Origin of the sequence: Cupriavidus metallidurans CH34 (assembly GCF_000196015.1) — a bacterium.
Lineage (GTDB): Bacteria > Pseudomonadota > Gammaproteobacteria > Burkholderiales > Burkholderiaceae > Cupriavidus > Cupriavidus metallidurans.
Window position 1 is genome coordinate 1,996,036 of record NC_007974.2, and the last position, 22,130, is coordinate 2,018,165.

Consider the following 22,130-nt stretch of genomic DNA (forward strand, 5'->3'; position numbering starts at 1 on the left):
GCCTATCGCGTCGTGATTTGGCTTTTGGCGACAGCGATTCCAACGCGGAAAGCCGGGGATCGCCGATGAGGCGAATGCAGCGCAAACAACCTTACCTTCGCGCCTGAAGCTCGGGATTCCTCCCGCTTGACAACCCATTGCCGCTCTCTATCATGGGCTTTCATTCTTTAGTCAGTTCCCGATGTCGTTACTTGTCCGGGCCGCAGCCCTCACCAACTACAGCGAGGTCGCTCGTGCCGCCGGGCTCGATCCGGTGCGGATGATGATGGACGCAGGAATCAGTCCGAGCGTGCTGCGCGAACCAGATCTCATGATTCCCGTCGAGCGTTACGGTCGCCTGCTTCAGACCTCCGCAACCATGTCGGGCAACGAGAGCTTCGGGTTGGCCATGGCCGAGTCGCGCCTGCTGTCCAATCTCGGGGCGGTCGGCATGCTGATCCGCGACCAGGCGACGCTGCGTGACTCCCTTACCCTGCTGATGCGCTATCAACCGTTGCTCAACGGCGCGCAGTCACTGGCGGTCGAGGATTGCGGCGGACGGGTCATCATTCGCGAGGTGCTGATCGCTGGCAACGCCCATCAACCAACTCGCCAACGGGTTGAATTGGCGCTTGGGGTCATGGTGCGGTTGATACGTCAGCTCATCAAGGCCGACTGGCAGCCGCAACGCGTGTGCCTGGAACATCCCGCGCCGCACGACCTGAGCGCGCACCACCGGTTCTTCGGTCCCCACGTCGAATTTGATTGTGACTTCAACGGCATCATCTGCGCGAAGGCCGATCTCGATGCGCGCAACCCGTGGGCCGATCCGGCCATGGCGCGCTACGCGCAGCAACTGATAGACGAGTCGGCCGTCATGCAACAGGCGACGATGCTCGAGGACGTGCGGCGCACCATCCTCCTGCTGTTGCCCAGTGGCCGTTGCAGCGCCGAGCAGGTCGCCGATCACCTGGGCGTCGTGTGCCGCACGGTCCAGCGCCGGCTGGCCGAACGTGGGCAGAGCTTCTCGTCGATGGTCAATGAAATCCGTACGGAGCTCGCGACGCGTCATGTCATCGAGAGCGATCGTCCATTGACCGAGGTGGCGACCCTCCTCGGCTTTTCCGCGCCGAGCGGATTCTCGCGCTGGTATCACGCGCAGTTCGGTTGCAGCCCCAAGGAGAGCCGGGCCGCGCATGGCACCACACGCCGACAGACCGCATCCGCACCAGCGAGCAATGCGTGATGCTGGCCGCAGCTGATCACGCGTAAGCGGCGACCGGAGAATCAGCCACTAGCCAGCACGATCCGGCCGATCTCCTTCACGCTGGTCCATCCCCCCAATGACAGTCACACGCGGCAGCCATCAGGCAATCCTGATCGGGCTTGCGCAATCACCCATGAAAAAACCCCGCGTGCGCTTCACGCGCACGCGGGGTTCATCGGACTTCAGTTCGCTCCTCGGCGTCGCCGCCGAGGAACATCGACACTTAGATCGACACCGTGTCCGCGACTTCCTTGAAGTCTTCGATCTGGTCGAAGTTCATGTACTTGTAGATCTTGTCGCCGTTGGCGTTCAGCACGCCCATGTCGGCCATGTACTCTTCCTTGTTCGGGATACGACCCAGGCGCGAGCAGATGGCAGCCAGTTCGGCGGAGCCGAGATACACGTTCGTGTTCTTGCCCAGACGGTTCGGGAAGTTACGCGTCGAGGTCGACATCACCGTCGCGCCTTCGCGCACCTGTGCCTGGTTACCCATGCACAGCGAGCAGCCCGGCATTTCAGTACGCGCGCCAGCGGTGCCGAACACGCCATAGTGGCCTTCCTCGGTCAGCTGCTTCTGGTCCATCTTGGTCGGCGGGGCGACCCACAGCTTCACGGGGATGTCGCGCTTGCCTTCCAGCAGCTTCGAAGCGGCACGGAAGTGGCCGATGTTGGTCATGCACGAACCGATGAACACTTCGTCGATCTTGGCGCCGGCCACGTCGGACAGCGTCTTCACGTCGTCCGGGTCGTTCGGGCAGGCCACGATCGGCTCGTGCACGTCGGCCAGATCGATTTCGATCACGGCGGCGTACTCGGCGTCGGTGTCCGGCTCCAGCAGCTTCGGATCGGCCAGCCATGCTTCCATGGCCTTGATACGGCGCTGCAGGCTGCGCGGGTCCTGGTAGCCTTCGGCGATCATCCACTTCAGCAGCGTGATGTTGCTGTTGATGTATTCGATGATCGGTTCCTTGTTCAGGCGCACCGAGCAACCGGCGGCCGAACGCTCTGCGGAGGCGTCGGACAGTTCAAAGGCCTGTTCCACCTTCAGGTCGGGCAGACCTTCGATTTCGAGGATACGGCCCGAGAAGATGTTCTGCTTGCCTTGCTTGGCCACGGTCAGCAGACCCTGCTTGATCGCGTACAGCGGAATGGCATTGACCAGGTCACGCAGCGTCACGCCAGGCTGCATCTTGCCCTTGAAGCGGACCAGCACCGATTCCGGCATATCCAGCGGCATTACGCCGGTGGCGGCGGCAAAGGCAACCAGTCCCGAACCGGCCGGGAAGCTGATACCGATCGGGAAGCGGGTGTGCGAGTCGCCGCCGGTGCCCACGGTGTCGGGCAGCAGCATGCGGTTCAGCCACGAGTGAATCACGCCGTCGCCCGGACGCAGCGAGATACCGCCACGGGTGCTGATGAACTGCGGCAGCGTGTGGTGCGTCTTCACGTCCACCGGCTTCGGATAAGCGGCGGTGTGGCAGAACGACTGCATCACGAGGTCGGCCGAGAAGCCCAGGCAAGCCAGATCCTTCAGCTCGTCACGGGTCATCGGGCCAGTGGTGTCCTGCGAGCCCACCGAGGTCATCTTCGGTTCGCAGTACGTGCCCGGGCGGATGCCCTTGCCTTCGGCCAGGCCGCATGCGCGGCCGACCATCTTCTGGGCCAGCGTGAAACCCTTGCCGGTGTCGACCGGGTTCTGCGGCAGGCGGAACAGCGTCGACGGGGGCAGGCCCAGCGACTCGCGGGCCTTGGCGGTCAGGCCACGGCCGATGATCAGCGGAATGCGGCCACCGGCGCGCACTTCGTCGAACAGCACGTCCGACTTCACCTTGAATTCAGCGATGACTTCGCCGTTCTTCAGGGCCTTGCCTTCGTAGGGACGCAGTTCCACCACGTCGCCCATTTCCATCTTCGACACGTCGAGTTCGATCGGCAGCGCGCCGGCGTCTTCCATCGTGTTGTAGAAGATCGGAGCAATCTTGCTGCCCAGGCACACGCCACCGAAACGCTTGTTCGGCACGAACGGGATGTCTTCGCCAGTGAACCACAGCACCGAGTTGGTGGCCGACTTGCGGCTGGAGCCGGTACCGACCACATCGCCAACGTAGGCCACCAGGTGGCCCTTGTCCTTCAGCGACTCGATGAACTTGACCGGGCCACGCTTGCCATCTTCTTCCGGCTGGAACGCGGCGCCTTCGCGCTTGTTCTTCAGCATGGCCAGCGCGTGCATTGGGATGTCCGGGCGCGTGGTGGCGTCAGGGGCCGGCGACAGGTCATCGGTGTTGGTCTCGCCCGGCACCTTGAACACGGTGATCGTCAGCGATTGCGGCAGTTCCGGACGGCTCGTGAACCATTCGGCGTCGGCCCAGCTTTGCAGCACGGCCTTGGCATTGGCGTTGCCCTTGTCCGCCTTTTCCTTCACGTCGTGGAAGGCGTCGAACATCAGCAGCGTCTTCTTCAGCGCCTCGGCAGCCACGGTGCCCACTTCGGCATCGTCCAGCAGCTCGATCAGCGGCGAGATGTTATAGCCGCCCAGCATCGTGCCGAGCAGTTCGGTAGCGCGGGCGCGCGAGATCAGCGGGGTCTTTTCCGAACCCAGGGCCACGGCGGCCAGGTACGAGGCCTTGACCTTGGCGGCGTCATCCACGCCTGCAGGCACGCGATAGGTAATCAGGTCCAGCAGCGCCTGCTCCTCGCCCGCCGGCGGGTTCTTGATCAGTTCGATCAGGTCGGCGGTCTGCTTGGCGGTCAGAGGCAGAGGGGGAATGCCAAGCGCAGCGCGTTCGGCGACATGGGCGCGATAGGTATCAAGCATAGGAACCTGCTGGTAATAGGGTTGTAACGGTACTGCCGTCTCTGTGAGGACTGGTGCGCAAGGCGGCCAGTTGCGCGTGATTGTAGACCGAAGTCCCCGCCAGATCAAATGTCTTATATCTTATATAAGAGTCGATACGAGCAAACCGTTACAGATCAATTACTTACCGAAACACGATTCATCTGCCCCCGCAAGCACTTTGCCGGAGCCCCACTTGGCCGCACGGTGCCGCGCGGACGGACCTGGTGACTCGCCCGCCGTGCCGGTCTTAAGTTCCGCTCTTCACATTCGTTAACCAGCAAGGAGGCGCAAATGGCGCTCCTATGCACCCGTGCGCCCGACGTCCGCCCAGCTCAAACGGCCAAGCTGAGCGGGATTCCCCCTTTTTATCGGCCCTTTGCTTGCCTGCAATTCGGGAAGAATGCAGGCATTCCGACACAGGCATCTCATGGCGAACACGCTTTCCCCCTCCCAGACCGGTGGCACCCCGAGCAAGCGCGGCCGGCTCCTGCTGATCGGCGGCGGTGTGCTGGTGGTGGCGCTGGGCGTTGGCGGCTTCGTGCTGGGCAACATCATCGGTGGCAGCCGTCAACCGGCGGCTCCTGCTGCCCCGGTGGTGCCACCGCCGATCTTCGTGCCGCTGGATGCGTTCACCGTGAACCTCAAGAGCGAGGATGGCGACCGTTTCCTGCACACCGGCCTGTCTCTGAAGGTGGCGGACAGCGACACCCAGGCACGGCTGTCGCAGTACCTGCCCGAAGCGCGTAGCCGCATCCTGCTGCTGCTTTCGGCACGCCAGCCAGCCGATCTCGCCACCGTCGAGGGCAAGCAGAAGCTCGCACGCGACATCCAGGCGACCATCAGCCAGCCGTTTGCCGCAGGCCTACCGCCGCAGAAGATCCTGGACGTCTTGTTTACATCGTTCGTGGTGCAGTAAGCCGTGTGCCTGCCTCGCGAACCCTGAACCAAATCCGATATGAAACTGCCCGCCGAACTTCACCTCTGCCGCCGCATCGCGCGCGGCGCCTGAAGCCGGCCATGGACCGTTTCATCCTTAAAGCCGTTCACGGGGCAGGACACTAGATGGCCTACGACAAGTTCCTCTCGCAGGACGAGGTAGATGAACTACTGAAAGGCGTATCGGGCGAATCCGATGCGCCCGTGGCAAGCGCGCCGGTCGCCGACGATGGCGGCGTGCGTCCGTACAACCTGGCCAACCAGGAGCGCATCGTCCGCGGCCGCCTGCACACGCTCGAGATCATCAACGAGCGTTTTGCCCGCGCCCTGCGCACCGCGCTGTTCAACTTCATCCGCCGCGGCGCCGACATCTCGGTAGGCACCGTGCGGATCGAGAAGTACGGCGATTTCGTGCGCAACCTGCCCGTCCCGACCAACCTGAACCTGGTCCACATGAAGCCGCTGCGGGGCACCGCGCTATTCGTGTACGACCCGAACCTGGTGTTTCTCGTCGTCGACAACCTGTTCGGCGGCGATGGCCGTTTCCACACCCGCGTGGAAGGCCGCGACTTTACCCAGACCGAGCAGCGCATCATCCGCCGCATGCTTGACCTCACGCTTTCCAGCTACGGCCAGGCCTGGCGCACCGTGCATCCGATCGAGTTCGACTATGTCCGCTCGGAGATGCACACGAAGTTCGCCAACGTCGCCGGCCCGAACGATGCCGTGGTCACCACCGCGTTCCACATCGAACTGGGCGCCGTGGGCGGGCAGCTTCATATCTGCATCCCGTTCTCGATGATCGAGCCACTGCGCGATCTGCTGATGAACCCGCTGCAGGACGAGGTCGAGGTGGACAAGCGCTGGCTCGGCCAGCTCTCCAACCAGCTACGTGCCGCCGAAGTGGAACTGGTGGCCGAATTCACGCACCTGCGCAGCACCGTGGCCGAGGTCCTGGCAATGCGCGAAGGCGACGTGCTGCCGATCGAACTGCCGGAACACATCTTCGGCAAGGTGAACGGCGTGCCCGTCATGCAGTGCGGCTTCGGCACCATGAACGGCCAGTACGCGCTGCGCGTGGAACGGATGCTCAATTACCAAGACAGCGATTCCAACAAGGAAACCGATCATGACTGACGGCACCCAGGACAAGCCGGTCGATCCAATGGACGACTGGGCCAGCGCCCTCGCGGAGCAGACCAGCGCCGAGCAGGCAACGTCCACTGCCGCGCCGGCGCCCAGCGCTGCCGCACCGGCGGCGCAAGCCATGCCTGCCGCCACGCCGGCAGCTTCCACGGTATTCCCGCCGCTGGCGCAGGAAGCGCCGCCGGGGTTCCACAACGATATCGGGATGATTCTCGATATTCCCGTGCAGCTCACGGTGGAACTCGGCCGCACCAAGGTACCCATCAAGAACCTGCTGCAACTGGCGCAAGGTTCGGTCGTGGAACTCGACGGCCTGGCCGGCGAACCGATGGACGTGCTTGTCAACGGCTACCTGATCGCCCAGGGCGAAGTGGTGGTGGTCAATGACAAGTTCGGCATCCGCCTGACGGACATCATCACGCCGTCGGAACGTATCCGGAAGCTCAACAAATGATGGTTGCCGCGCGCCGGCTTGCCGCGGGCATTGCCCTTGCGGGCGTTGCCGCTTCCGGCGCGCAGGCTGCCGACGTCGTACTCAGCACGGCCCAGGCGGGCATGCCCACCGGCGGCGCCGCGACCAACACCACTACCAGCGCCACTACTAGCAACACCGGCGCCAACGCTCCCGTCATCAGCAGTGGGGCCAGCCTGGCGCAAGCCGGTCTGGGCCTGTTCGCCGTCATCGCGCTGATCCTGGCGATGGCATGGGTGGCGCGGCGCGTCGGCCTGGTGCGCCAGGGCTCGGGCAATGCGTCGATGAAGGTGGTCGGCAGCCTGATGCTTGGTCCGCGCCAGAGGGTGGTCACGGTGGAAGTGGGCGGTACCTGGCTGGTGCTTGGTGTGTCGCCCAATGAAATCCGTCCGCTTCACACGCTGGAAGCACAACCGCACACCGGTTCTCCGGACGATTCGCGGCCGGGCTCCCAGGCGGACTCAGGAGTGTCCCGGAACATGCAGGGCGGATTCGGCGAGCGACTGATGCGCGCCATGCAGGAAAACCTCAAGAAATGAACTCGCTGCGTGCCGACGTCGCACGGCATCCCGCGCGCCTGCCGCGCGTGGCCGCCACCCTGCTGGCATTGCTGCCGCTCGTGCTGTGGCTCGCGCCCGAATCGGCGCTGGCCCAGTCGCTGCCCGGCGTGACCAGCCGGCCGGGACCCGGCGGCGGCCAGACCTGGTCGCTGTCGATCCAGACGCTGGTCCTGTTGACATCGCTGTCGTTCCTGCCGGCGGCCATGCTGATGATGACGGGCTTCACTCGCATCATCATCGTGCTGGGCCTGTTGCGCAACGCGCTGGGTACGGCATCGTCGCCGCCCAACCAGGTACTCGTGGGCCTGTCGCTGTTCCTGACGTTCTTCGTCATGTCGCCGGTGTTCGACAAGGTCTACACCGACGCCTACCAGCCGCTCTCCGAAAACAAGATCAGCCTCGAGACCGCCGCCCAGCGCGCCGCCGTGCCGCTGCGCGCGTTCATGCTGCGTCAGACTCGCGAGAAGGACCTGGCGATGTTCGCGCAGATGGCCAAAACGCCCGAACTGCAGGGCCCCGAGGACGTGCCGTTCACGGTGCTGGTGCCGGCGTTCGTCACCAGCGAACTGAAGACCGCGTTTCAGATCGGCTTTACGATCTTCATCCCGTTCCTCATCATCGACCTCGTCGTGGCCAGCGTGCTGATGGCGATGGGCATGATGATGGTGCCACCCGCCACCATTTCGCTGCCGTTCAAGCTGATGCTGTTCGTGCTGGTCGATGGCTGGCAACTGCTGCTGGGCTCCCTGGCGCAGAGCTTCATGAACTGACCGGAGGCCCGCCATGACACCGGAAATGGTGATGACCATCGCCACGCAGGCGATGAAGATGACGCTGATGCTGGCCGCACCGCTTCTGCTGGTGGCGCTGGCGGCGGGTCTGGTGGTGAGCCTGTTCCAGGCCGCGACGCAGATTAACGAAATGACGCTGACCTTCATCCCCAAGCTCATCGCGCTGTTCGCGACGATGGTGCTGGTCGGCCCGTGGATGATCAACACCTTCGTGGACTACATGCGCCAGGTGTTCCAGAGCATCCCCGCCCTGGCCCACTGATCCGGCCGCCGTACCCTTTTCCCTTTTCCTTCCCAATAGCCCGCCGTGATCGAGGTCACCACCGCCCAGATGTACGGCTGGATCGCCACCTTCCTGTGGCCGATGTTCCGGATGCTGGGGCTGATCTCTTCCGCGCCGCTGCTCAGCGAATCGACGATTCCCCGGCGTCTCAAGATCCTGCTGGCAGCCGCTCTTTCGATAATCATCTCCCCTACGATCGGCAATATCCCCACCGTGCCGGTCTACTCGCTCGATGGCCTGCTGATCGTCCTCAACGAAGTCGGCATCGGCTTGTCGATGGGCTTCGCAATGCGCCTGGTATTCGCCGCGGTGCAGATGGCAGGTGAAGTCATCGGCCTGCAGATGGGTCTGTCGTTCGCGTCGTTCTACGATCGCGCGGCCGGCGGCCAGACCATGGTGCTGTCACGCTTCCTGAACATGGTGGCCATGCTGCTGTTCCTGGCGCTCGACGGTCATCTGATGATGCTGGCCGCGCTGATCGACAGCTTCCAGGGCCTGCCCATCTCCGGCGTGCCGCTCTCCGGGCACGGCTGGGGCGTGCTGGCTCGCGCGGGATCGATGATCTTCTCCGCCGGTACGCTGCTCTCGCTGCCGATGATCGCGGCGCTGCTGACGATGAACCTGGCCATGGGCATCCTGAACCGGGCCTCGCCGCAGCTTTCAATCTTCGCCGTGGGCTTCCCCGTCACGCTGCTGGGCGGCATGCTGGTCCTGGCGCTGGTGATGCCGCACATGGGCGCCTACGTGCAGCACCTGATCGAAAGCGGCCTCCAGACCGCCGCCACCGTGCTCGACCAGCTCGCGCCCTAGCGATCAGACAGAGACCCGGGCCGTCGCTCAGGACAGCGCGCCCACCTGCTTGAGCACCGCGCGCGCAATCTCCTGGCGCTTCGGCGCGACGCCCGGGTTCGGCATATCCAGGCTGATCGCGAACACGTACGTATCGTTGCCGCGCGTTCGGGCTTGCACCTCAGCGTGAGCATAGACCGTCATATTTATTACACACTCGGCCTGTACGGTTGCGCCCCTAACAGGGGAGAAATCCATGCGCACAAAAAAAGCCCTCGGCTGGACAGCCGGGATGGTAGCGCTCGTCGCCGTGGCTGGATTGCACGGTTGCGGGAGCGACGACACCAACGCCAATAGCAGCAACAACGGCAGCGGCAACGGCGGCACCACCACGCCACCCACGGTCACGCCGGCCGACGCGGCCACCGCGAGCGCCAACATCCAGGCCGCGTGGGTCGAGATCGGTGACAGCAACCAGGCCATCGCACGCGCCGTCACCAGCTATGTCGCGCCAGCCGACGCCGGTGCAAATGGCGTCTGCCCGATGCTGACCGTCGATGGCAAGGCAACGCGCATGACGCTGCGCGTGGGCCCCGCCACCGTGCCGCTGCGGACCACTGCGAGCGCTCCGGCCGATTCGAAGCCGTCCGAGTTCCCGGTATCGGTGTGCGAGGCCACCGTGGCTTCCACCGCCACCAGCGCGGCCATCGGCACGCAGACACTGCCGCTGCCCAAGGCATTGCCGCAGCGCATCGTGGTGCTGGCCGACACGGGCTGCCGCCTGAAGAAGGCCGACAACGCATGGCAGGCGTGCAGCGACACCGACGCCTGGCCGCTCTCCACGGTGGCAACCACGGCAGCGGGCTTCAATCCCGACCTCGTGCTGCACATCGGCGACTACCACTATCGCGAGAACGCCTGCCCGCCGGACATCGCCGGTTGCCAGGGCAGCCCGTGGGGCTATGGCTGGGATACGTGGCAGGCTGACCTGTTCAAGCCCGCCGCGCCGCTGCTGGCCAAGGCGCCGTGGGTGGTGGTGCGCGGCAACCACGAGGAATGCGCGCGTGCCGGCCAGGGCTGGTCTCGCTTCCTCGATCCGCGCCCGTTCGACACCACGCGTTCGTGCGACGACCCCGTCAATGACAGCACCGGCAACTACGCCGACCCTTACGCGGTGTCGCTGGGCGGCGGTTCGCAGGTGATCGTGTTCGACTCGGCCAAGGCTGGCAAGGCAGCGTTGCCGACCACCGATCCGCAGTTCATCGCCTACCAGAAGCAGTTCCAGACCGTGGCCACGCTGGCTGCCAAGCCGGGCATGACCACCACGATCTTCACGAACCACCACCCGATCCTCGGCTTCGCCCCGATAGCCGGCGCGAATCCGGCGCCGGGCAACCTGGCGCTGCAGTCGGTGATGTCGAACCTGAATGCGCAGGCGTACTACCCGACTGGCATTCACGTGGCGCTGCACGGCCACGTGCATGACTTCCAGGCGATCAACTTCGCGTCGGCGCATCCGGCGACGATCGTGACCGGCAACGGCGGCGACAACCTCGACGTCGCGCTGCCCGATCCGTTGCCTGCCGGCAGCGTGCCGGCTCCGGGCACGACGATCGACCGGATCACGCACCATGCCAGCTTCGGCTTCCTGGTAATGGACCGCAAGGCCTCGCCGGCCACCGGGTGGACCTTCAAGGCCTACGCGAAGGACGGCAAGCTGATGGCCACCTGCAACCAGACCGGCAACACGGTGACGTGCGACAAGACCGGCTTTATCGCACCTTGATCGCACCTTGATGACACCAACAAGACCTGCCGTCGCCGCCCTTGCACTCTGGGCGGTGACAGGCCACGCCGGCGCGGTGGGCACCGTGCTGCTGCCCGGCGCACCGCCCGCGCGGGTGGTGGCGACCATCGGCAATGGCACGCCCAAGGTGACCGCGAAGGTCGATGCCACTACCGGCATCTTTCGGCCAGATCCGGCGTTGGTGGCGCTCGGCAAGCGCGCGTTCTTCGACCCGCGCCTGTCGATACCGCGCGGGCAGTCGTGCGCAAGCTGCCATGACCCGGCGCGTGCGTTCTCGCCCACGCTGCCAGACGACGGAAAGCGTGGCCCCGGCGTGCCGCAAGGCAGTCGCCCAGGGCACTTCAGTCTGCGCAATCCACCTTCGTTGCTATATGTGCGCTACGTGCCGCGCCGGCATTTCTATCAGGACGACGATGCCCCTGCGGCATCACCGTTCGGTGGCCTGTTCGCCGACGGCCGCGCAGACACGCTTGCCGAGCAGGTACGCGGCCCGCTGCTCGATCCGAACGAGATGAACAACGGCAGCCCGGCCCGGCTGCTGCGCAACGTCAACGACACCGATCTGGCGCCGGCAATGGCCGCGCAGTTCGGCCCGGCGGTGCGCAAGGCCCCGCAGGCAATGCTCCGCGCCCTGGGCGCAGCGCTGCAGGCGTACATGCAAAGCGACGAGATGGCGCCGTTCACGTCACGCTTTGACGACTACCTGCGCCGCCGCACACCGCTGGCGCCGCAGGAGATGCGCGGACTGGCACTATTCAAGAACCCTGACAAGGGCAACTGCATGAGTTGCCATACGCTGTCTGATACCGCGAGCCGGCCGGAGCGGTCGCTGTTCACGGACTTCGGCTACGACGCGATCGCCGTGCCGCGCAACCGCGCCCTGCCCGCCAACCGCGATCCCAGGCACTTCGACAACGGGCTCTGCGCCACCGCGCGCACGTTGCGCTGGCCCGATCCCGACCAGTGGTGCGGGTACATACGCACACCCGGCCTGCGCAACGTGGCCGTTCGTCAGCGCTTCATGCACAACGGAGTGTTCACGACGCTGCGCGATGCCGTGGCGTTCTACAACACGCGATCGATCGATCCGGGCAAGTGGTATGCCAGCGGCAGGACGTTCGACGATGTGCCCGCTGCCTATCGCGACAACATCAACGTCAACTCGCCGCCGATGAACCGGCGGCCAGACATGCCGGCCGCGCTGACGGAAGGCGAGATCGACGACATCGTCGCCTTCCTGCGCACGCTTACAGACGCGGCTTACGTGAACGCGATGCCTGCCGTCCGCTGACCAACGACGGCGCGGTGCGCGTCATGAAGGCGCCCGCCGCCCGATGGCAGCTTGAAGAACGCCACAGCATCGTCCAGCGACCGGCTCTGCTCCTCAAGCGCCTTCGACGCTTCCGCGGCCTCGTGCACCAGCGAGGCATTCTGCTGCGTGACCTGATCGATCTGCACGATCGCCTGGTTCACCTGCTCGATGCCACGGTTCTGCTCGGCGGACGCGGTGGCAATCTCGTCGACGATATTGGTGACGCGAGCCACGGCCTGCGTGACGTCGGTCATGGTCTTGCCCGCTTCGCTGGCCAACGACGAGCCAGCCTGCACCTGGGCAACCGATGCGTCGATCAACTCCTTGATTTCCTTGGCCGCACTCGACGACCGCTGTGCGAGCCCACGCACCTCGCTGGCCACCACGGCAAACCCGCGCCCCTGCTCGCCGGCACGCGCAGCTTCCACTGCGGCGTTGAGCGCCAGGATATTGGTCTGGAATGCAATGCCTTCGATGATGCCGGTGATCTCCGCGATCTTGGTCGAGCTTGCACTGATGCCTTCCATCGTATCGACCACGCGGCCCACGGTGCTGCTGCCCTGTTGGGCCACTTCGGTGGCGTTGCGGGCCAGTTCGCTGGCTTGTCGGGCGTTCTCGGTGTTGTGGCGGACCGTCGCCGCCAGTTCCTCGATGCTCGCCGCGGTTTCCTCCAGTGACGCCGCCTGCTGCTCGGTACGGCTCGACAGGTCCATGTTGCCCTCGGCGATCTGGCCTGTGGCCACCGCGATGCTCGAACTGCCCTCGCGCACGCGCGCCACCGTTTCGCTCAAGCGCTCGTTCATGTCACGCAATGCGCCGAGCAGCCGGCCGGTCTCGTCGGTGGAATTCACCTCGATGCGCATGCCAAGCTCGCCGCGCGCGACGGTGCTGGCCACGCCCACGGCGCGCTCTATCGGCCCGGTGATCGCGCGGGTCAGCAACATGCCGCCGGTCATGGCAAAGGCCACCGCGGCTAGCGACACGATGATCAGCAGATTGCGCTGCGCGACATAGTCGTCCTGCAGCTTCCGGATCATTTCGTCCTGGCGCTCCTTGGTGAAGCTGGCATAGGTGTTGGTCGCCTTGATCAGCTCGGCCAGCAGTGGGCGGCATTCGTTGTTCATTTTCTCGATGGCGGCGTCACGCTTGCCCTCGAGCGCCAGGGCGACGATGGCCGTGGCCACGGGACCGTAACGCGCCTCGATGCGGTCGACCTCGGCCACCAGATTTCGGGCGGTCTCGCTTACACCCTCGGCTTTGATCATCTCGTTAAGCTGGCCCAGCCGCGCCTTCACGTCGTCGTGCGCCTTGAGCACCGCTTCCTTTTCCAGACTGATGTCTGCCGGCGTGGTGACCAGCACGAGATTGCGCGCGGCGATGGCGCGACGATCGACTGACGTGCGCACCTTGGACGCCATCTCGCCACGGGCGTTGAGCCCGTTGATGTAGGCACTGAACCCGTCGGTCGCCTGACTCAGCGCACGCAAAGACAGCCCCGAAACCACCAGCACGATGAGTGCCAGCGCGCCAAACCCCGCAAGGAGCCTGGTCTTGATCGACAGATCGCGGATTTTCACAGCTACCCCCAGTTGCCGATTCCTCGGCGATATGGATGTTGTTGCATCACAGTGTGATGCATTGAGCACTGAAAATCCCCGTATCACGCGTTACAGGTGTCGTCCGCGCCATCACGCCAACGCCCTGCATGTGTTGTTTGCTGGCTAACGGCTGTGGGCCCCTCGATTTCGCCCTACTCCGGTAGGGGGTCGGGGTAACAGCGCCTAGGGATTTGCACTCATGCAACCCGACGCATGACATCCGAAGTTTTAAATTGCATTTAAGATGCATGTTTCATAGAATCGATTGCGTCACGCGCACCTTCCCCTCCGATCATGTCAGTCCTGCTGCAAATCTCCCCACCCTCCCGCTCCCAGGCCGGCTATCGCGGATTGCCCGTGCTCGCGCTGGGTTTTCGCCCGTTTTATCTGCTGGCCGCCGCATTCGGCGCCCTGGCCGTGGTGGCCTGGGTCGCCATGTACCTTGGCTGGTGGACGCCGGCCAGCCAGCCGTGGGCCGGCACCATGGTCTGGCACGCGCATGAGATGGTGTTTGGTTTCTCGGCAGCGGTAGTGGTCGGCTTTCTGTTCACCGCCGGCAAGAACTGGACCGGACTGCAAACGCCGCAGGGGGCCTGGCTCGGCGCATTGGTCGGCGTGTGGCTGCTGGCCCGTGTGCTGATGTGGAGCGGCCCGGCATGGGCGGCCATCACGGTCGATGTGCTGTTTCTGCCACTGTGCAGCCTGAGCTTCTACCGCATCCTCCGGCGCGCCAAGAGCCAGCGCAACTATGGCCTGGCCATCGCGCTCGGCGTGATGGGGGCCTTCAACATCGGCTTCCACGCCGCCGTGCTGAGCGGCCGGATCGACTGGGCACTGCACGCGTCAGAAGCCGCGATCGGGCTCGTCGCCATCTTTGTCACGGTGATCGGTGGCCGCGTGATTCCAATGTTCACCGCCAATGCGATTCCCGGTATCCGCATTCGCCGCTGGGCGTGGGTCGAACGCTGCGTGATCCCGCTGACGCTGCTGGCGGCGCTGGCCAGCGCAGTGCTGGCACCTGCGATCATCCTGGCGCCGCTGGCGCTCGCCGCCGCCATCGCGCAGGGCGTCCGTCTGGCCGGATGGGATTCGCTGCGCACGGTACGCAAGCCGATCGTCAGCATCCTGCACGCCGCCTATGCATTCCTGCCGATAGGTTTCCTCTTGATCGCCGCAGCGTCGCTGGGCTGGGTGGACCGTTCCACCGCGCTCCATGCGCTGACCGTCGGCGTGATCGGGGGCGCCATCATCGCGATGGTGACACGCACGGCGCTGGGCCATTCCGGCCGCCGCCTGGAAACGGGCCGCATGGAACACCTGGCCTACCTGTGCATGGCGCTGGCCGCCATTGCGCGGGTGGCCGGTCCGATCGCCCTGCCGGCGCTGAAGCCCGAGGCCATCGCCGCGTCGGGCGTCCTGTGGGCGCTGTCCCTCGTGCTCTACCTTGTCAAATACACGCCTTACCTGACGCGCGCACGCATCGACGGCAAGGAGGGTTGAGCGGAGGGCTGGGTGTTATCAGGCACTAAGAAGCCGTTTCAAAATGAAGCGAAGCGGTTCGGGCTAGACGCGGGGCCGCAGACAGTACAAGTCGTACGGCAAGTCCCCGCAACGACGCCAGAATCGTTTTGACACGGCTTCTACAGTCAAAGGGGGCGATCAACAGTGCTCGATCGCCCCCTTTCTTCCTTCAGCTTCCTGCCGTCGTATCAACCGCTTCGACCGCCTTGGTCATCTTAGTCAAAAAGCTCGTTCAGCCAGGACTTCCTGCGTTTATTGCCGTGATGGCCATTGCGACTGCCATAACCGTCATGACCACCGCGCCCGTGGTCATCACCGTGGTAGGCAGGTGATGCCGGCCGTTCGCGCGGCGCCGAGGCCTGTGACACTGGCGTGGCCATTGCAGAGCGCTCCAGGATCTTGTCCAGCTCGCCACGGTCCAGCCAGACGCCCCGGCATCGCGGACAGTAGTCGATCTCCACACCTTGTCGATCCGCCATGATCAGTACCGAGTCGGGGCAGGTTGGGCATTTCATTTGGGGCTCCTTGCAGTGGGGTGCGCGCATGGCGCGTTGCGGCCCATTCTATGGCGCACCCCTGCCACCAAGCGCTGCATGACAGCAATGTCATCTCGGTGTCATCCGCCGTTTATGCACGGGTGCCTCGCACGACACCGGCCTCCTCCCGCCGCGCGGATCAAGGGCGCGTCGCGCTCCCCAGAACTGGCAGCCGGAACGTGAACACCGTGCCACCGCCATCGCGCGGCGCCGCATCGAGCTCGCCGCCGTGGGCCTCGACGATCGACTTGCAGATGGCAAGCCCCATGCCCATGCCGCTCTGCTTGCTGGTGATGAACGGGTCGAACAGCCGCTGACGCATGGCGTCGGGAATGCCGCGGCCGGCGTCCTCGACCCGGATCACGACGTCGGCATTCTCCAGCGCCGAAGCAATCACCAGATCGCGCGCATCCGGCGGCGTCGTCGCCATTGCGTCGATAGCATTGGTGATCAGGTTCAGCATCACCTGCTGCAACTGCACGCGATCTGCCGCCACCAGCGCGCCGCCCGTGGACAAGCTCGTCGAGACCCGCACGCCGTGTCCGGCGATTTCCATACGCACCATATCGAGCACTTCGCTCAGAACCTCGTCTGGCTGCAGCGGTGTCATCACCGATGGGGTCTGCCTGGCCAGCGCGCGCAAGGCACGAATGATCTCGGCTGCGCGCAGGCCATTCTTGCGGATATGCGCGAGCCCGTCCTGAACCTCGCCGAGATTTGGTGTGGCGCGGTTGAGCCAGCGCAGGCTGGCATCGACCGACGCCACGATCGCCGTCAGCGGCTGGTTCACCTCATGGGCGATGGAGGCCGCCAGCGTGCCCATCACCGTCAGATGAGAGGTCCGCGCAAGCTCGGCACGGGCCGAACGCAGGCCCATCTCGGCTGCCAGGCGGCGATCGTTCTCGTCGATCAATTGCTCGTAGAGCCGCGCAGTCTCCAGCGCAATCGCCACCTGCGGCGCCAGCACCTCCAGTTCGGCAATCCGGCCAGCACCGAACACGCCCGGCGCCAGGTTGTTTTCAAGGTAGTACGCGCCGATCAACGTGCCGCCGCGCACCAGCGGCAGGCACAACAGCGAGCGCAACCGCCGCCCGGACGCGCCGCGCATCCGGATCGACGGCGCATCGGCCGAGGCATCAGCCAGCGCGAAGGTCTGACGCGTGCGCAGGACGCTGTTGAGGACGGTAAGCGGCAGAAGGTCGTCGTTCGGCTCTACGGCGCCAAGCGTGGTGGAAACGGCGCCGTCGACCACGCGCGCGGACGCCTCGATCATCGGACGATCGCCACGCATCAGCAGCAGCAACCCGTACTGCGCACCGGCATGGACCACCACATCGGCCATTAGCGACTCAATCAGCCGATCCATGACGCGCTCGCTGCTCATGGCCTGGGCGGCCCGCATGCCGAGTTCCCAGCCGGCTGCCACCCGCGCCGGCTCGGCTGGCACCGGCTCCGGGCCACCCGCACCGGCATCACCAAGCTCGGGATACTGGCAGCAGAGCTGGTCCGCCTTGTGGTGAGCACCCCAGCGGCGATACGCGTCGCGTGCCGAATGCAGATGGTGCAGCCCTGAGTCCGGCAGCCCGTTGGCCAGACACAGCGCACCCGCCAGCTCGCAAGCGAGCGCCTGCTCGTGCACGAACCCCGATGCCGCCGCGACCCGCGCCGACTGCTCGTAACTCGCCAGCGCCCGCATGGCATCGCCTTGCAGACGCAGCATTTCCGCGTCGATCAGCAGCAGCTTGTTCCGGAACGTCAGCGGATTCAGCGCAGTCCAGCGCGCAAAGCGGTCCCGGTGACCGGCCAGCGCGGCGAGGACTACGGCACGATCGAGACCCTCGACACCATCGACACCATCGACATCGGCCGGCGCGGCATGTGCCAGCGCCAATGCCAGGTACAAGCGGCAATCGGCCACGTTGATATGGGCCGGCGCCGACCATGCCAGCGCTTCCGCCTGCCGCAGGCTGCCGAGCGCGTGCATCCATTGGCCACGGTATGCCCACGCCATGCCGTCGTGGAGCCAGACCCAGAAGCGCGTCGAGAAAGAGGTCGCGTCATCGGCCCGCTGCGCGACCGTCGATGCCGGGCCATCGCCACCGTCGCGCAGGCTGCGCAGGAAGAGCCGCTGTGCAGCCAGAATCCGCTCGATATCGGCATAGCGAACCAGCCGTGTCAGGCCCACGCCACGTTCGATCTCTTCATCGACAAGTGCAAGCGGCTCGCCCATCGCCAGCAAATCCGAGACGATGTGATTGCAGGCATAGCAGGCCATGCCGATATCGCCCGACTCCCGCCCCAGTGCCACGGCCTCCTGGGCGAGTCCGAGCGCGAACGCCAGCGGGCGGGTCCAGACGCTGACCTGGTCCACCGCCACCAGCGTGGCAATTTGCTCGGCCTGAAACTCATGCCGCTCCACCAGCGCCATCGCCGCCAGCCCAAAGGCGAGGCCGTCTTCGTACGCGTCATAAAGGCTGGCGATAAAGACGCCGAACCAGGAAAGGCCATAGGGCGTCTCGGGTGTCGCGCCATGCGCGAGCGAGAGTTCCACCATCGTCGCCACATGAAGGAAGCTGATCCCATCGCGCACGAACTGCGAAGAAATCAGCGTCGATAGCAACCCCATGACCGTGTGCATCCGCGCGTCGGCCGTGACGGGAAGCTCGCCAAGACTGTCGATGGACCTTTCGCCAAGCAACACCATGACCGATTCGTAGGCCTCCCGCATTCGCGCGGGCGACGGGTGTCGTTCGAGATGCACGTCCACCAGCGCCAGCCCTGAAAGCGCGGCATTGATCGCCCCTTCGTAGTCGGACCGTACGGTCTGCAGCGTAGCCAGCAGGCGATACACGGCGGCCTTGTCGACCGCCGGCATCGCGCGTTGCAGCAAGGTGTCGATCTCCCGCGCGGCGCGGTCGAGATCGGCCTGCGCCAGCAGGCACTCGCAGCGCAACAGATGCGCGTCGCGCGCCAGCGGGTAGTGGGTGTCCCACCAGGTTGCATCCATCAACGTGAACGCCAGATCCACATGGCTGGCCGCGCGCGTCAGCACGGCCGCACGCTTGGCCCGTCTCGCCGAGTCATTGAGCGCCCGCACGAACATCACCCGCTCGGGCTCGGATAGCGCCTGCCCCGCAGTCCGCTCGATCTGGCTGCCGATCTCGAACGCGTGGTCCGCCGCGTGCTCGCCCCAGTGTTCGATCATGACGCGTGCCACACGTGCATGCGCGGCCGGGCGCGCCTCCGGTTCCACCAACGAATAGGCGGCTTCCAGCACGCGGTCATGCTGGAACGCGAAGCCCTCCGGCACCTCGACGATCATCCCGGCATCGATGAACGGACGCAGCCCGTGGGCCAGTTCATCCGGCCCGACGCCGGCCACGCGGGCCTGCAACGCCGCTTCACCGCGAATGCCCACGCATGCCAGATGCTGCAGCAGCGCGGTGCCCGACTTCGGCAGCCGCGCGAAGCGCCGTAGCATCAGTTCGATCACGTTGTCCGAGTAGCGCCGGTGCGCCAGCGCGGCATCGTCCCAGGCCCAGCCGGCTTCGCCACGCGCAAGCACGCCGTCGTCAATCAGCGCCCGCAGCAGCTGCACGCAAAAAAGCGGATTGCCGCCGGTTCTGGCGTGGATCGCACGGGCAAGTGGCGCCACCTGCGCCACCGGCGCATCGAGCGCGGTGGCCACCAGATCGGCCACGGCCCGCCCGGGCAGTGACTGGAGCGCAATGCTCGACACCGGCAATCCACCGCTACGACTGCCCTGCTGCAACCACGCCAGGCGCTGCGCCATTTCGTGGCCGGGCTCGCGATAGGCTGCGATCAGCAGGATGTTGGCGGGGCGATGTGCCGCGAACGCCTCGAGCAGGCCAAGCGTGGAAGCATCGGCCCATTGCAGGTCATCAATGAACAGCACCAGCGGCTCACCGGGTGCGGCGAACGCAGCAAACGTACGCAGTACCGCGCTTTCGATCCGCGCCTGAGCCTGACGGGCCGGCACTTCCGAGAGCGGCACGGTGGCGCCCAGTACGTACTCGACGACGGGCGCCAGTTCGGCGACCGCGCGCCCCTGCCCGGTCAGCCGATCGAGCCAGCGCAGGCGCACCTGCTGCAACGACGCATCGTCCTGGCCGAGCAACGTCATGGTCAGCGATGTAATGGCCTGCACCACCGGCGCATAGGGAATATCGCGCTGCAACTGATCGCTCTTGCCCACCGCGAAGCGGGCCCCGGTCTGGTCCGCGTGCCCGCACAGCCATTCGGCCAATGCCGACTTTCCCACACCGGCCGCACCGGCGAGTAGTACCAGTTCCGATACCCCGGTCGCACGGACACGTGCCAGCGCGCCATGCAGCACCTCCATCTCCCTGGCGCGGCCGGACAGCCGCCCCTGAAGGCCCGACCCCGTCCCTGGCAACGGCAGCGTGCCCGGCATGTCGAGGCAGAACGGTTCGATACGCCCGCGCTGCAGCCACTCGGCACGGACACGTAGCAGGTCCGCCAGCAGCGCCGCCGCCGAGGTATAGCGGCTACCGGCATCCTTGGCCATCAGCTTGATGACGATCTGGCCAAGCACGGCAGGCAAATCGGGCCGACGCGACTGCGGCGGGGCCGGCTCGATGGCCATATGCGCGTGCTGCCATCCGGACGGCGAGTCCGCAACGAACGGCAGTTCGCCGGTCAGTAGCTTGTATAGCGTGACACCGAGCGCGTAGAGATCGGCGCCGACGCTCGGCCGCGCCCCATCCTGCCGCATCAGTTCCGGTGCCAGATATGGCAAGACGGTATCAGCCGGATGCCGCAGCGCGGCGCAGGGTTCCTCAACGGCCACGGCATATCCGAACCCCGTGAGCCGCATGCGCCCATCGTCGTCGAGCAGGAAGCTTTCTGGCCGGATCACACCTTGCAGCAGGCCGCGCCCATGCATGGCCGCCACGGCCCTGACCGCGCCGATTGCCAGTTCCAGGCGGGCGGCGATCGGGACGTCTTCGCGCTCGCTGGCGTTCACCATGCCGAATTGGGTGGAGGCCTCGGCGTCGCTGATCAGCACAAGCCGGTCAGGCGTCCAGATCGTGGCCGCCGGTATCGCCGCCCACGATGACTCCATGCGCGTGGCAAGCCGCGCCGCGTTCCGCAGGCGCTCGCACACGGCCGTGGCCGTCAGCGGCGCGCTTTGGGCAAACCAGTGGGTCTGCGAGACCGGGTCAAACAGTCGGCAGGACTGGACGTGATCTCCCGTCAGCAGCACGGTCGATTCGACCCGCGCAAGCCAGACAGGGTCGAAGGCCGGCACGGGAGCGTGTTCGATGCGGGGGAGGGAGGTCATGCTGGTGGCGATGGGCTGGCTCGTGGAGGCGAGTGCGTCGTCACGCATTCTAGCCGTGCCCCCGCAATACGTGTATTGCGCGTTTGGTGGTCAACTGCTATGCGTCGGCGAACTGGCGTGCCCGCCGCGCGGCATCCCTGTAAAGGCCGAGTTCCTGACCCATCAGCACCAGATCCGCAAAGGAGCGCGCGTTCATCTTGCGCATGGCCTGGCCCCGGTGAATCTTGACCGTCACTTCGCTGATGCCGATCTCGCCCGCAATCTGCTTGTTCAGCAGGCCGGACACCGCCATACCCATGACTTCCGCCTCGCGTGGTGTCAGCGTGGCAAAGCCGCGACGGATCGCATCGGTCCTGCGCATCCCACGCCGCCGCGACCTGTCCCTGTCAAGGGCGGCGGACACGGCGGCAATCAGCGACGTCTCCAGAATCGGCTTGGTCAGGAAATCCACCGCGCCCGCCTTCATTGCGGCCGCCGTCATCGCCACATCGCCATACCCCGTCATGAAGATGATCGGCATCCCCACGCCGGACTGGCCGAGCCGCGACTGCAGATCAAGCCCGCTGGCGCCGCCCAGCCTGACGTCTAGCAGCAGGCAGCACGGCGTATCGGGAAGCGGATAGGCCATCAGCTCGGCTTCCGATGCGAACAGCGCCACATCCATGTCCAGCGAGCGAAAGAGGCCGCCGAGCGCGTCGAGCACCATGGCGTCGTCGTCCAGCACGAGTACCGTGCCAGGTTCGTACTCGGCACTTGCGGCGGGTTCCAGGCAAGTAGAAGTCACGGCAATGTCACAGGAAGTTCATGGTCCATGCGCCGGCGCGCCAATGCGGTGCATTTCAGCATAGCGCCCGGATGCGTGCCACCCATACCAATGTCGTAGTTGCCAGCCCGCCGCTGCCCTCCCCCCCCGACCGATGCCGTCCACCTATACGAAAGGTGTATGGCGTAGCCTCCCCGCGGCACCTACG

The 22,130-nt window shown here is 65.5% G+C and carries 17 protein-coding genes; 11 read left to right on the forward strand and 6 right to left on the reverse strand.

What is annotated here, in order from left to right; genetic code table 11:
* Positions 1–181 precede the first annotated feature (181 nt).
* Positions 182–1,225, forward strand: a complete 1,044-nt coding sequence (locus RMET_RS27080) for an AraC family transcriptional regulator (RefSeq protein WP_011519700.1) — start codon at positions 182–184, stop codon at positions 1,223–1,225.
* 244 nt (positions 1,226–1,469) lie between these two features.
* Here the strand turns inward: RMET_RS27080 and RMET_RS27085 are convergent, their stop codons facing one another.
* Entirely contained in the window at positions 1,470–4,061 is a 2,592-nt protein-coding gene (locus tag RMET_RS27085; RefSeq protein ID WP_011519701.1) for a bifunctional aconitate hydratase 2/2-methylisocitrate dehydratase, read from the reverse strand.
* Between the two features lie 448 nt (positions 4,062–4,509).
* Here RMET_RS27085 and fliL point away from each other — a divergent pair, with 448 nt between their 5' ends.
* The 7 genes from fliL to fliR all read left to right on the forward strand — a co-directional run bounded on the left by fliL (position 4,510) and on the right by fliR (position 9,080).
* Positions 4,510–4,998, forward strand: a complete 489-nt coding sequence (gene fliL, locus RMET_RS27090) for a flagellar basal body-associated protein FliL (RefSeq protein WP_017514583.1) — start codon at positions 4,510–4,512, stop codon at positions 4,996–4,998.
* Between the two features lie 146 nt (positions 4,999–5,144).
* Positions 5,145–6,155 (forward strand): flagellar motor switch protein FliM, encoded by a 1,011-nt coding sequence (gene fliM, locus RMET_RS27095; protein WP_011519703.1) that lies wholly within the window; start codon positions 5,145–5,147, stop codon positions 6,153–6,155.
* Positions 6,148–6,618: a flagellar motor switch protein FliN gene (gene fliN / locus RMET_RS27100; RefSeq protein WP_011519704.1), complete on the forward strand. Its 471-nt coding sequence runs from the start codon at positions 6,148–6,150 to the stop codon at positions 6,616–6,618. The genes fliM and fliN overlap by 8 nt, the downstream gene beginning before the upstream one ends.
* Positions 6,615–7,175 (forward strand): flagellar biosynthetic protein FliO, encoded by a 561-nt coding sequence (gene fliO, locus RMET_RS27105; protein WP_011519705.1) that lies wholly within the window; start codon positions 6,615–6,617, stop codon positions 7,173–7,175. Before fliN ends, fliO begins: the two co-directional genes overlap by 4 nt.
* Positions 7,172–7,966, forward strand: a complete 795-nt coding sequence (fliP, locus tag RMET_RS27110) for a flagellar type III secretion system pore protein FliP (protein ID WP_011519706.1) — start codon at positions 7,172–7,174, stop codon at positions 7,964–7,966. The genes fliO and fliP overlap by 4 nt, the downstream gene beginning before the upstream one ends.
* 13 nt (positions 7,967–7,979) lie before the next feature.
* Positions 7,980–8,249 (forward strand): flagellar biosynthesis protein FliQ, encoded by a 270-nt coding sequence (gene fliQ / locus RMET_RS27115; protein ID WP_011519707.1) that lies wholly within the window; start codon positions 7,980–7,982, stop codon positions 8,247–8,249.
* A 45-nt stretch (positions 8,250–8,294) separates the two neighbouring features.
* Positions 8,295–9,080, forward strand: a complete 786-nt coding sequence (gene fliR / locus RMET_RS27120; RefSeq protein ID WP_011519708.1) for a flagellar biosynthetic protein FliR — start codon at positions 8,295–8,297, stop codon at positions 9,078–9,080.
* Positions 9,081–9,107: 27 nt separating this feature from the next.
* Here fliR and RMET_RS33775 read toward each other — a convergent pair whose 3' ends face one another.
* Entirely contained in the window at positions 9,108–9,263 is a 156-nt protein-coding gene (locus tag RMET_RS33775) for a hypothetical protein (RefSeq protein WP_196776427.1), read from the reverse strand.
* Positions 9,264–9,315: 52 nt separating this feature from the next.
* Between RMET_RS33775 and RMET_RS27125 the strand changes: the two genes are divergently transcribed.
* Both RMET_RS27125 and RMET_RS27130 read left to right on the forward strand, forming a co-directional pair.
* On the forward strand, positions 9,316–10,845 hold the full coding sequence (locus RMET_RS27125) for a metallophosphoesterase family protein (protein ID WP_011519709.1): 1,530 nt from the start codon (positions 9,316–9,318) through the stop codon (positions 10,843–10,845).
* A gap of 10 nt (positions 10,846–10,855) precedes the next feature.
* Positions 10,856–12,157 carry a cytochrome-c peroxidase gene (locus RMET_RS27130; RefSeq protein WP_011519710.1) on the forward strand — a complete coding sequence of 434 codons (1,302 nt, stop codon included), beginning with the start codon at positions 10,856–10,858 and terminating at the stop codon, positions 12,155–12,157.
* Here the strand turns inward: RMET_RS27130 and RMET_RS27135 are convergent.
* Positions 12,127–13,755 carry a methyl-accepting chemotaxis protein gene (locus RMET_RS27135; protein ID WP_035821769.1) on the reverse strand — a complete coding sequence of 543 codons (1,629 nt, stop codon included), beginning with the start codon at positions 13,753–13,755 and terminating at the stop codon, positions 12,127–12,129. The genes RMET_RS27130 and RMET_RS27135 overlap by 31 nt on opposite strands.
* Before the next feature lie 315 nt (positions 13,756–14,070).
* On the opposite strand from RMET_RS27135, the gene RMET_RS27140 reads away from it, so the two are divergent.
* The gene (locus tag RMET_RS27140; protein WP_011519712.1) at positions 14,071–15,276 is read left to right on the forward strand and encodes an NnrS family protein; all 1,206 of its coding nucleotides are present in this window, start codon (positions 14,071–14,073) and stop codon (positions 15,274–15,276) included.
* Positions 15,277–15,512: 236 nt separating this feature from the next.
* On the opposite strand, the gene RMET_RS27145 is transcribed toward RMET_RS27140, so the two are convergent.
* The 3 genes from RMET_RS27145 to RMET_RS27155 form a co-directional block, all read right to left on the reverse strand.
* The gene (locus RMET_RS27145; RefSeq protein ID WP_008651884.1) at positions 15,513–15,812 is read right to left on the reverse strand and encodes a TFIIB-type zinc ribbon-containing protein; all 300 of its coding nucleotides are present in this window, start codon (positions 15,810–15,812) and stop codon (positions 15,513–15,515) included.
* Positions 15,813–15,972: 160 nt separating this feature from the next.
* Entirely contained in the window at positions 15,973–21,159 is a 5,187-nt protein-coding gene (locus RMET_RS27150; protein WP_049799854.1) for a trifunctional serine/threonine-protein kinase/ATP-binding protein/sensor histidine kinase, read from the reverse strand.
* Between the two features lie 97 nt (positions 21,160–21,256).
* A complete protein-coding gene (locus RMET_RS27155; RefSeq protein ID WP_011519714.1) occupies positions 21,257–21,943 on the reverse strand; it encodes a response regulator transcription factor in 687 nt (228 codons plus the stop codon).
* Positions 21,944–22,130 lie beyond the last annotated feature (187 nt).